This window comes from Pelomonas sp. Root405 (assembly GCF_001425165.1).
In the GTDB taxonomy this organism is placed as follows: Bacteria; Pseudomonadota; Gammaproteobacteria; order Burkholderiales; family Burkholderiaceae_C; genus Pelomonas.
In genome coordinates, this window is record NZ_LMDU01000014.1 from 189391 (window position 1) to 201377 (window position 11987).

Here is an 11987-nt window from a genome sequence, read left to right on the forward strand (position 1 = left end):
CGCCTCCACCTCGGACTGAATCTGGCGGGTCATGACTGTCTCCATCGCGCCCCAATCTCGCAAGAAGCGCATCTCCCCTAGCATCGCCGTCGGTGGACCGGCCGCGGACGCCGCGTCGTCTGCCGGCGAGCCCGCCGCCGCGCGGTCGCGCCAGATCCTGGCGGCCCTGTCGGCGCTGCGTGATGGCGACTTCACCATCCGCCTGCCCAACAGCTGGGACGGCGTCGACGGGCAGATCGCAGCGGCGTTCAACCAGATCACGGCCCAGGAGGCGCGCATCGCCGCCGAGGTGGCGCGGCTGTCGGCGACGGTGGGCAAGGAAGGGCGGCTCAAGCACCGCATGTCCATGCCCGGCTCGCTGGGTGGCTGGGCCATCAAGGTCGAGTCGATCAACACGCTGATGGACGACCTGGTGCGGCCGACCGCCGAGATTGCCCGCACCATCGGCGCCGTGGCCAAGGGCGACCTGGGTCAGGCCATGGAGCTGGAGGTCGACGGCCGCGAGCTCAAGGGCGAGTTCCTGCGCTCGGCACGGCTGGTCAACACCATGATCGACCAGCTGTCGGTCTTCACGAGTGAAGTGACTCGTGTGGCGCGAGAAGTGGGTACGGAGGGCAAGCTGGGCGGCCAGGCCCAGGTCAAGGGCGTGTCCGGCGTCTGGAAGGACCTGACCGACTCGGTCAACCAGATGGCCGGCAACCTGACGGCGCAGGTGCGCAACATCGCCGACGTGACCATCGCGGTGGCCAATGGCGACCTGTCCAAGAAGATCACCGTTGACGTACGCGGCGAGATCCTTCAGCTCAAGGAAGCCACCAACACCATGGTGGACCAGTTGCGCTCGTTTGCGTCCGAAGTGACTCGCGTGGCGCGCGAGGTCGGCACCGACGGCCGCCTCGGCGGCCAGGCGGTGGTGCCCGGCGTGGCCGGCACCTGGAAGGACCTGACCGACTCGGTCAACGCGATGGCGACCAACCTGACGGCCCAGGTGCGCAACATCGCCACCGTGACGACGGCGGTGGCGCGTGGCGACCTGTCGCGAAAGATCACTGTGGACGTGAAGGGCGAGATCCTGGAGCTGAAGGAAACCATCAACACGATGGTGGACCAGCTCAACGGCTTCTCGTCCGAAGTGACTCGTGTGGCGCGCGAAGTGGGCACCGAGGGCAAGCTCGGCGGCCAGGCCCAGGTCAAGGGCGTGTCGGGCACCTGGAAGGACCTGACCGACAACGTCAACTCCATGGCGTCCAACCTGACCGGCCAGGTGCGCAACATCGCCGACGTGGCGACTGCGGTGGCCAACGGCGACCTGTCCAAAAAGATCACGGTGGAAGTTAAGGGCGAGATTCTTGCCCTCAAGAACACCATGAACACGATGGTCGACCAGCTCAACGGCTTTGCCGGCGAGGTCAGCCGCGTGGCGCGCGAGGTGGGCACCGACGGCAAGCTGGGCGGCCAGGCCCAGGTGCCAGGTGTTGCCGGCACGTGGAAGGACCTGACCGACAACGTCAACTTCATGGCGTCCAACCTGACGGGCCAGGTGCGCAACATCGCCGAAGTGACGACGGCCGTGGCCAACGGCGACCTGTCCAAGAAGATCACCGTGGACGTGCGCGGCGAAATCCTGGAGCTGAAGAACACCATCAACACCATGGTCGACCAGCTCGGCGGCTTCGCGTCGGAAGTGACGCGGGTGGCGCGTGAGGTCGGCACCGACGGCAAGCTCGGCGGCCAGGCCCAGGGCCGCGGCGTGGCCGGCATCTGGAAGGACCTGACCGACTCCGTCAACGCGATGGCGACCAACCTGACGGCCCAGGTGCGCAACATCGCCGACGTGACGACGGCCGTGGCCAATGGCGACCTGTCCAAGAAGATCACCGTGGACGTGCGCGGTGAAATCCTGGAGCTGAAGAACACCATCAACACCATGGTCGACCAGCTCAACGGCTTTGCCGGCGAGGTCAGCCGCGTGGCGCGCGAGGTGGGCACGGACGGCAAGCTGGGCGGCCAGGCGCAGGTGCCCGGTGTTGCCGGCACCTGGAAGGACCTGACCGACAACGTCAACTCGATGGCGTCCAACCTGACCGGCCAGGTGCGCAACATCGCCGACGTGGCCACGGCCGTGGCCAATGGCGACCTCTCCAAGAAGATCACCGCCGACGCCAAGGGCGAAATCCTGGAGCTGAAGAACACGCTGAACACCATGGTGGACCAGCTCAACGGCTTCGCGTCCGAGGTGAGCCGCGTGGCGCGCGAGGTGGGCACCGAGGGCAAGCTTGGCGGCCAGGCCGCGGTGCCCGGTGTTGCCGGCGTCTGGAAGGACCTGACCGACAACGTCAACTTCATGGCGTCCAACCTGACCGGCCAGGTGCGCAACATTGCCGACGTGGCCACGGCCATCGCACGGGGCGACCTGTCATCCAAGATCACCGTGGAGGTCAAGGGCGAGATCCTGGCGCTGAAGAACACGCTCAACACCATGGTCGACCAGCTCAACGGCTTCGCGTCGGAGGTGACGCGCGTGGCCCGCGAGGTCGGCACCGACGGCAAGCTCGGCGGCCAGGCCGTCGTGCCCGGCGTGGCCGGCACCTGGAAGGACCTGACCGATTCGGTCAATGCGATGGCGACCAACCTGACAGGTCAGGTGCGCAACATCGCCGAGGTGACGACGGCGGTGGCCAACGGTGACCTGTCCAAGAAGATCACCGTGGACGTGCGCGGCGAAATTCTGGAGCTGAAGGACACCATCAACACCATGGTCGACCAGCTCAATGCCTTCGCCGGTGAAGTGACCCGGGTGGCGCGAGAGGTCGGCACCGAGGGCAAGCTCGGCGGCCAGGCCCAGGTGCCCGGCGTTGCCGGCACCTGGAAAGACTTGACCGACAACGTCAATTCGATGGCGTCCAACCTGACCGGCCAGGTGCGCAACATCGCCGACGTGACCATCGCGGTGGCCAACGGCGACCTGTCCAAGAAGATCACCGTCGACGTGCGCGGCGAGATCCTGCAGCTCAAGGAAACCATCAACACCATGGTGGACNACCATCGCGGTGGCCAACGGCGACCTGTCCAAGAAGATCACCGTCGACGTGCGCGGCGAGATCCTGCAGCTCAAGGAAACCATCAACACCATGGTGGACCAGCTGCGCTCCTTCGCGTCCGAGGTGACGCGGGTCGCGCGCGAGGTGGGCACCGAAGGCAAGCTGGGCGGCCAGGCGGCCGTGCCGGGCGTGGCCGGTGTGTGGAAGGACCTGACCGACAACGTCAACTCGATGGCGTCCAACCTGACCGGACAGGTGCGCAACATCGCCGACGTGGCCACGGCCATCGCGCGCGGCGACCTCAGCCGCAAGATCACCGTCGACGTGAAGGGCGAGATCCTGGAGCTCAAGCAGACCATGAACACCATGGTCGAGCAGCTCGGCGCCTTCGCTTCCGAAGTCAGCCGCGTGGCGCGCGAAGTCGGCACCGAAGGCAAGCTCGGCGGCCAGGCCCAGGTGCCAGGTGTTGCCGGCACTTGGAAGGACCTGACCGACAACGTCAATTCAATGGCGTCCAACCTGACGGGCCAGGTGCGCAACATCGCCGACGTGACCATCGCGGTGGCCAACGGCGACCTGTCCAAGAAGATCACCGTCGACGTGCGCGGCGAGATCCTGCAGCTNCGGCCAGGTGCGCAACATCGCCGACGTGACCATCGCGGTGGCCAACGGCGACCTGTCCAAGAAGATCACCGTCGACGTGCGCGGCGAGATCCTGCAGCTCAAGGAAACCATCAACACCATGGTGGAGCAGCTGCGCTCCTTCGCGTCGGAAGTGACGCGTGTGGCCCGCGAGGTCGGTACCGAAGGTCGCCTGGGTGTGCAGGCCGTGGTGCCCGGCGTGGCCGGTACCTGGAAGGACCTGACCGACTCGGTCAACACCATGGGCGCCAACCTGACCGCCCAGGTGCGCAACATCGCCGAGGTGACCACGGCCGTGGCGCGCGGCGACCTGAACCGCAAGATCACGGTGGACGTCAGCGGCGAAATCCTGGAGCTGAAGAACACCATCAACACCATGGTCGACCAGCTCAACGCCTTTGCCGGGGAAGTGACCCGCGTGGCGCGCGAGGTCGGCACCGAGGGCAAGCTCGGCGGCCAGGCCCAGGTGGCCGGCGTGGGCGGCACCTGGAAGGACCTGACGGACAACGTCAACTTCATGGCGTCCAACCTGACCGAGCAGGTGCGCGGCATCGTCAAGGTCGTGACCGCCGTGGCCAACGGCAACCTGACCCAGCGCCTGACCGTGCAGGCCAAGGGCGAGGTGGCGGCGCTGGCCGACACCATCAACAACATGACCGACACGCTGGCCACATTCGCCGAACAGGTGACCAACGTGGCCCGCGAGGTGGGCGTGGACGGGCGCCTGGGCGGTCAGGCGCACGTGCCTGGCGCGGCGGGCACCTGGAAGGACCTGACCGGCAACGTCAACCTGCTGGCCGCCAACCTGACGACGCAGGTGCGCGCCATCGCCGAGGTGGCGACGGCCGTGACCAAGGGCGACCTGACGCGCGCGATCCAGGTGGAAGCGAAGGGGGAGGTGTCCGAGCTGAAGGACAACATCAACACGATGATTTCCAACCTGCGCGAGACCACTGAGCGCAACCGCGAGCAGGACTGGCTCAAGACCAACCTGGCACGCTTCACCGGCATGCTGCAGGGGCAGCGCGAGCTGCAGACCGTCAGCCAGATGCTGCTGACCGAGTTGGCGCCGCTGGTGCAGGCCCACCAGGGCACCATCTATCACCTGGTGGCGCCCGAGGCTGACGAGCAGCCGCGGCTGCGCCTGCTGGCCAGCTATGCGCAGTCGGGTGCCGTGCGTCTGGCGCCAACCATCGAGCTGGGCGAAGGCCTGGTCGGCCAGTGCGCTCTCGACAAGCGCAGCACCTTGCTGGCCGACATCGCCTCCGACTTCGTCGCCATCTCCTCCAGCCTGGGCTCGGCGCCGCGCGTCAGCGTCATCGTGCTGCCGGTGCTGTTCGAGGGCGAGACCAAGGCCGTCATCGAGCTGGCCACGCTGCAATCCTTCAGCGGCGGCTCGCTGGCCTTCCTGGAGCTGCTGACGCAGAGCATCGGCGCGGTGTTCAACACCATCGAGGCAACGATGCGCACCGAGTCGCTGCTGGCGCAGTCGCAGCAGCTCACGGTGGAGTTGCAGTCGCGCCAGAGCGAACTGCAGGAGACCAACGAGCAGCTCGGCACCAAGGCCCGACTGCTGGCCGAGCAGAACGCCGAGGTCGAACGCAAGAACACCGAGGTCGAGCAGGCGCGGCACGCGCTGGAGGACAAGGCGGCCGAGCTGGCGCTGACGTCCAAGTACAAGTCGGAGTTCCTGGCCAACATGAGCCACGAGCTGCGCACGCCGCTGAACTCCATCCTGATCCTGAGCCAGCAGCTCGCCAGCAACAACGATGGCAATCTCAGCCCCAAGCAGGTCGAGTTCTCGCGCAACATCAATTCGTCGGGCTCCGACCTGCTGCACCTGATCAACGACATTCTGGACCTGTCCAAGATCGAGTCGGGCACGGTGACGGTGGACATCGAGGACATCCCCTTCGCCTCGCTGCGCGACAACATCGACCGCAACTTCCGCCAGGTGGCCGAGGCCAAGAACCTGCCGCTGCGGCTGACCTTCGCCGACGACCTGCCGCGCAGCATGGAAAGCGATGCCAAGCGCCTGCAGCAGATCCTGAAGAACCTGCTGTCCAACGCCGTCAAGTTCACGGCCCACGGCCACGTCGAGCTGCGCGTCAGCCTGGCCCAGGGCGGTTGGAGCGCCGAGCACCCCGTGCTGTCCAAGACGAGCCAGGTGCTGGCGTTCGCAGTGGAGGACACGGGCATCGGCGTGGCGCCGGAGAAGCAGCGCCTGATCTTCGAGGCCTTCCAGCAGGCTGACGCCGGTACCTCGCGCAAATACGGCGGCACCGGCCTTGGCCTGGCCATCAGCCGTGAGCTGGCGGCGCTGCTGGGCGGCGAGATCCGCCTCGCCAGCGTGCCCGGACAGGGCAGCACCTTCACGCTTTACCTGCCCCTGCATTTCTCTGGCGGTGAAAGCCCCTCGGTGCCGATGGCCTCGCCCGAGCAGGGCCGCCTGCCCGCGCCGCCCCAGCGCAGCAGCCTGCCGATGGTGCGCGAAACCCAGGTCGCCGACGACCGCGACAACATCGAGGAAGGCGACTCGGTGCTGCTCATCGTCGAGGACGACCCGCACTACGCCCGCATCGTGCTGGGCCTGGCGCGCGACCGCGGCTTCAAGGGCCTGGTCGCGCTCAAGGGCGGCCACGGCCTGGAGCTGGCGCGGCGCTTCAAGCCCACGGCCGTGTCGCTGGACATCTTCCTGCCCGACATGCTGGGCTGGACGGTGCTCAACCAGCTCAAGCTCGACCCGCTGACCCGCCACATCCCCGTGCAGGTCGTCAGCGTCGCCGAGGAAGACCGCAATCACGGCCTCGCCCACGGCGCTTTCTCCTATGTCGTGAAGGCGCCCACCAGCGACGGCATGGAGGCCGCGCTCGACCGCATCCGCGACTTCGCCGCGCCGCGCACCCGCCGCCTGCTGGTCATCGAGGACAACGACATCGAGCGCCAGGCCATCGTCGAGCTGCTCGGCCACGACGACATCGAGATGAAGGCGGTCGGCACCGGTGCCGAAGCCATGCAGGTGCTCCGCGAAGAGCGCTTTGACTGCATCGTGCTCGACCTGCGCCTGCCCGACGTCAGTGGCTTCGGCCTGCTGGAACAGCTGCACGGCGACCCGTCGCTCGCCGCCGTGCCGGTCGTCGTCTTCACCGGCAAGGACCTGTCCGAGCCCGAGCAGAAGCAGCTGCGCACGCTGGCCAAGAGCGTCGTGCTGAAGGACGTGCAGAGCCCCGAGCGGCTGCTGGACGAGACGGCGCTGTTCCTGCACCGCGTGGTGACCGAGCTGCCGCAGGACAAGCAGGACATCCTGCAGAAGCTGCATGGCGCCTCGGAGATGCTGCGCGGGCGCCGCGTGCTGGTGGTGGACGACGACGCGCGCAACATCTTTGCGCTGACCACCTTGCTTGAGAATCAGGAGATGCAGGTGCTGACGGCCACTAGCGGCCGCGCCGCCATCGACATCATCCAGCGCACCGCCGACCTCGACCTGGTGCTGATGGACATCATGATGCCGGACATGGATGGCTACGAAACCATGAAGGAGATCCGCTCGCATGCCGAGTTCCGCAACCTGCCCATCCTGGCACTCACGGCCAAGGCGATGAAGGGTGACCGCGAGAAGTGCCTGGAGGCGGGTGCCAGCGACTACATCTCCAAACCCGTCAACACCGCGCAGCTGCTGTCGCTGATGCGCGTCTGGCTGTACCGGTAATGATGATGCCGACGACCGACGTCCAGGCGCAGGCAGCGGGCCAGGAGGAGCTCACCAACATCCTGATCGTCGACGACGAGCCGGCCAACCTGCTCGTGCTGGAAAGCGTGCTGACCGACCCGACCTACCGCATCGTGCGCGCCGCGTCGGCCGACCAGGCGCTGCTGGCGCTGATGGGCCAGGAGTTCGCCGTCATGGTGCTGGACATCCAGCTGCCCGACATGAACGGCATCGAGCTGGCCCAGATGATCAAGGAGCGCAAGCGCAACGCCCACCTGCCCATCATCTTCCTGACGGCCTATTTCGATCAGGACCAGTACCGCCTGCAGGGCTATGGGTCGGGCGCCGTGGACTACCTGCACAAGCCGGTGAACCCGGCCGTGCTGCGCTCCAAGGTGGCCGTGTTCGCCGAGCTTGACCGCAAGAGCCGTGAGCTGCAGCGCGCCAACCTGGCGCTGTTGGCCGAGGTGGAGGAGCGCCGGCGTGCCGAGGAGCGCCTGCGCGATCTCAACGAGACGCTGGAGCGGCGCGTCTCCGAGCGCACCGAGGCGCTGTTGAACGCCGACCGCCGCCTCAAGGCCATGATGAGCAGCATCACCGACGGTCTGCTCCTGGTCGAGCCCGACGGCCGCATCGGCTATGTCAACGAGCAGGGTGCGCGCCTGCTCGGCCGCAGCGAGGCCGAGCTGATCGGGCAGCGCCGCACCGACGTGTTCGGCGAGGAGGAGTTCGAATCCGGGTTCGACAGCGCGGGCGCGGGTGACCAGGCGTTCTCGTTCGAGGCCGTGGCGCCCGGCGCCCCCGGGCGCTGGCTGCAATGCCACTGCTACCCGTCGCCGGAGGGGCTGTCGGTCTATTTCCACGACATCACCGACCGCCATGAACTGCAGCTGCGCCGCGAGCAGCTGCTGGCCGCCGAGCAGGCCGCCCGCAGTGCGGCCGACCATGCCGCGCGCGCCAAGGAGGAGTTTGTTGCCGCCATCAGCCACGAGCTGCGTACGCCGCTGGCCGCAATCATCGGCTGGGTCAATGTGCTGACGCATCCGGGCGTGCAGCCGGGCATGCTGGATCGCGGCATCCAGGCCATCGCCCGCAACGCCCAGGCGCAGGCGGTGCTCGTCGATGACCTGCTGGAGATGAGCCGCATTGCCGCCGGCAAGCAGCTGATGAACGTCGAGCGGGTGGACATCAACAGCATCGTCACGGGCGCCGCCGAAAACGCCCGCCCGACGGCCCAGTCCCGCCAGCTTGAGCTCGTGCAGCGACTGGCGCCCGAGGCGGCCGAGGTCTTCGGCGACGCCCGCCGGTTGACCCAGATCGTCATGAACCTCCTCACCAACGCGATGAAGTTCACCTCCGCCGGCGGCACGGTCACCTTGTCGACCGCGGTGCGGGGCCCCGTTGTGGAACTTCAAGTCAGCGACACCGGCCAGGGCATCGAGCCCGACTTCCTGCCCCGCCTGTTTGACCGTTTCAGCCAGGCCGATGGCAGTGCCACCAGCATGCATGGCGGCCTGGGGCTGGGCTTGGCCATCGTCAAGAACCTGGTCGAGCTGCATGGGGGCGCGGTGTCGGCCGACAGCGCCGGCACGGGGCGGGGCGCCGTGTTCACCGTGAGTCTGCCGCGCGCCGGCCATTCCCATCCGCGCTTGTCCGGCGTGGATGCCGAGGGCGGGGGTGTCGAGCCGGTCATCGACGGCGTGCGGGTGCTGCTGGTCGACGACCATGCCGACGTGCTGGAGGCCCACGCCCGCCTGCTGTCCGAGCGCGGCGCGGATGCCGTCACCGCCGAATCGGCCGAAGCGGCCATCGTGCTGCTGCGCGAGCAGCGCTTTGACGTGCTGCTCAGTGACCTTGGCATGCCCGGCATGGGCGGCTATGACCTGATCCGCTACGTTCGCGGTGAGATGCAGCTTGGGCCAGAGTTGCTGGCAGCGGCTGCCGTCACTGCCTATGTGCGAGCCACCGACCGAGAGGCGGCGCTGGAGGCCGGCTTCCAGCGCTGCCTGCCCAAGGCCGTTTCGCCGCGTGTGCTGGCCCGCACGGTGGCGGAACTGGCGGCTTCCCGCCAACCGGCGCCGTCTCCGGACTCGCCGCCGGCCGCGCCTGCGCTGCGTGTCCTCTTCATCGAGGACAACGCCGACCTGCGGGAGCAGATCACCTATCTGCTGGAAGAGCTGGGTCTGGAGGTGGAGGCCTGTGCCACGGCGGAAGACGCACTGGCGACCTATGCACCGGAAAAGTTCGATCTCGTCATGACCGACGTCAGCCTGCCCAGGATGTCCGGCGTGGACCTGGCTCGCGCCATCCTGCGCCAGCAGCCCGACACCTGGCTGCTGTTCTCTTCGGGCTATGCGATGGGCGACGACCTGTCTGCCTTCGGCCCGAACGTGCGGGCGCTGCTGAAGCCGTTCGAGATTCCCGATCTCGAACTGCTGCTCGATGAGATCCGCTCACAGCTGAGCAAATAGCGCCGAGAAGCAAAACGCCCTCCGGGAGGAGGGCGTTCGGCGTTCAGCGACCGCGGTGCGGGCCGTGGTCCCCGTCCCAGCGGTGGTGATGGTGGTCATGGCGCCCATGACCGCGGTCCCAATGCCGATGGCCGTCGTGGCGGTCCCAGCGGCGGTCGCCGCGATGGGGCGCGTGGTAGACCACCCGCGGCGCGGGTACGTAATAGACCTCGCGATGCACATGGCGGTGGCGGGGTGCGTGGTACACGACCGGCGGCGGTGCGTAATAGACCGGCGCCGGTTCGACGTAGTAGCGCGAACCGTTGGAGACGACGACACCGGCGGCCGGCACATTGATGCCGATGGACCATTGGGTACCGGCTTGGGCGGCAGTGGCGCCGAGCAGCGCGGCGCCGGCAGCCAGGGCAGCAAGGAAGGAACGAAGCATGAGGGCCTCCTACACAGCCAGGAATCTGGCTTCGGACGCCATGAGAACGCGCGCAGCAGAGCGCCGTTGACCAGACCTGCCCGCGAAAAGTAAGCGGGTGTGATCGGGCGGGACACTAGGCCATCTTGATCAAAACGATGCCCTTGACGTAACCCTGGGAAGCGCTCGCGATGCTCAGCGCCTGACGGCGCATCGAAGGCGCGAAGGACAGGTGGGTCCAGCGGCCGTATTCGTGGATCAGCTGGTCGAACAGCAGGCCGCTGTCCACAAGCTTGCGGCACACCTCGTAGGGTGGGCCGAAGTCGGGGCAAATGAAATCGACCGCCCAGCCCTGGGTATGGGCGCTGCTGTCCACGCCGCCGACCGCCTTGTTGACCGCCGGCCCGCGATAGCCACTGTTGATGCGGATGGACCGCCCGCCCAGCAAGTCGCGCACCGCCTCCATCAGCTCGGCGGTTCTCTGCAAGCGCGCCTGGATGTCAGGTGGCGGCGTGTTGTCCAACTTGTACTTCTGGGCGGTATCGGAGTGGATGAACTCCGCGAGCGAGAAATGGGGGCTGAGCTGGATGGTCATGGCGGGCCTCACTTGCCGTCCGTTGCAGAGCCGGGCTTCGGCCCGGTGCCGCGCAGGTTGGTCAGCTTTTGCAACAGGTCGAACCAGAACGGCGCGCCGAGCATGCCGGCCAGGGCGGTCACCAGCCAGCCCAGCCAGCCCTGGCGCAGACGCTCCAGCGTCGGCATGTCGGCGGTGGCAGACGCCCCCGGCACGGTGCGCGTCAGCAGGTCGCGCGCCTTGACCCACTCGTCGATGGACTGGCGGTAGCGCGCCTCGGCATCCGGCGCTGAAGCCGGGTGGACGGCGGTTGGCGGCGCGGCGTCCTTCTGCGCGGCCACATATTGCTCGGCCTGCGCGGTCAGCTGGCCGCGCAGCACCGGGTCGGCATAAAGCTGCTGTGCCAGCGCCACGGCGTCGATGTTGAAACTCGCCGCCAGCGCCAGCCCGAGCAGAAAGGTCAGCAACTGGCTGAAACGCTTGTACTCGCCGCTGAGGCGGTTCATGGCATTGGCGTACCAGCGGTCGATGCCGGCGCGCAGCGCGTTCCAGTCGCCGCGGGCGTCCAGCAGCGCGCCTTCGAGGGCGGTGCGCACGGGCCCCGGCGGCAGCAGCGCGACGCGCTCTGTCACGGCGGCAATGCTGGCCTCGGGCTTGTCGCGCAACAGCGTGTGCAGCAAGGCGCTGGTGAAGTGGCCGTCCGGCACATAGGACGGGCTGCTCTTGCCGGAGGCGCCGGCGACGAGCGGGTGGCAGAACACATCGAAGAAGCGCACCGGTTCGAGTGGCCGATGGTCACCGTCGGCCAGCGTGGCTTCATGGCGCTCGGGCGCTTCGAGGTCCACGGCGTCGGCGACCAGCACCGCCGGCGCGGCCGGGGCCGGCGTGGCAGCCGCTCGGCCGGCCCACAGCGCCACCGCGCGGTCGATCAGGCCGAAGCCGCCGCGTTGCACCGGCGTGTCGGGGTCGTCGATCAGTCGCGCCAGGGCCACCCGCAGCGCACGGCCGCGCAGCTTCAGCGTGGCCGAGATCGCCTCCAGCGACGCCGAGAGAAAGAGTGAGAACAGCATGAAAACGAAGATCACGCCGATGGCGACACTCAAAATCACGCTCGTCATCGCCTGCCTCCGCCCTTGTGCCTGAA

General features: G+C 67.7%; 6 protein-coding genes and 1 pseudogene. 4 read left to right on the top strand and 3 right to left on the bottom strand.

The window, feature by feature from the left end:
* Nucleotides 1-31: 31 nt before the first annotated feature.
* From ASC81_RS27945 to ASC81_RS18875, 4 genes and pseudogenes are all read left to right on the top strand, one after another.
* A partial coding sequence (locus ASC81_RS27945) for a HAMP domain-containing protein (protein ID WP_162245944.1) occupies nt 32-3040 on the top strand: 3009 nt, incomplete at its 3' end.
* 1 nt (nt 3041) lies between these two features.
* Nucleotides 3042-3664: pseudogene (locus tag ASC81_RS27950) on the top strand (HAMP domain-containing protein); the annotation flags it as partial.
* A gap of 38 nt (nt 3665-3702) precedes the next feature.
* Complete coding sequence (locus ASC81_RS27955; protein ID WP_235533729.1) at nt 3703-7392, top strand: response regulator; 3690 nt, start codon at nt 3703-3705, stop codon at nt 7390-7392.
* A gap of 5 nt (nt 7393-7397) precedes the next feature.
* Nucleotides 7398-9863, top strand: coding sequence for a response regulator (locus ASC81_RS18875; protein WP_162245929.1), 2466 nt, complete (start codon nt 7398-7400; stop codon nt 9861-9863).
* Nucleotides 9864-9906: 43 nt separating this feature from the next.
* Here the strand turns inward: ASC81_RS18875 and ASC81_RS18880 are convergent, their stop codons facing one another.
* The 3 genes from ASC81_RS18880 to ASC81_RS18890 form a co-directional block, all read right to left on the bottom strand.
* Complete coding sequence (locus ASC81_RS18880) at nt 9907-10290, bottom strand: hypothetical protein (RefSeq protein ID WP_056270462.1); 384 nt, start codon at nt 10288-10290, stop codon at nt 9907-9909.
* Nucleotides 10291-10405: 115 nt separating this feature from the next.
* Complete coding sequence (locus tag ASC81_RS18885; protein ID WP_056270465.1) at nt 10406-10864, bottom strand: D-Ala-D-Ala carboxypeptidase family metallohydrolase; 459 nt, start codon at nt 10862-10864, stop codon at nt 10406-10408.
* Between the two features lie 8 nt (nt 10865-10872).
* Nucleotides 10873-11961 (bottom strand): hypothetical protein, encoded by a 1089-nt coding sequence (locus ASC81_RS18890; protein ID WP_056270468.1) that lies wholly within the window; start codon nt 11959-11961, stop codon nt 10873-10875.
* Nucleotides 11962-11987 lie beyond the last annotated feature (26 nt).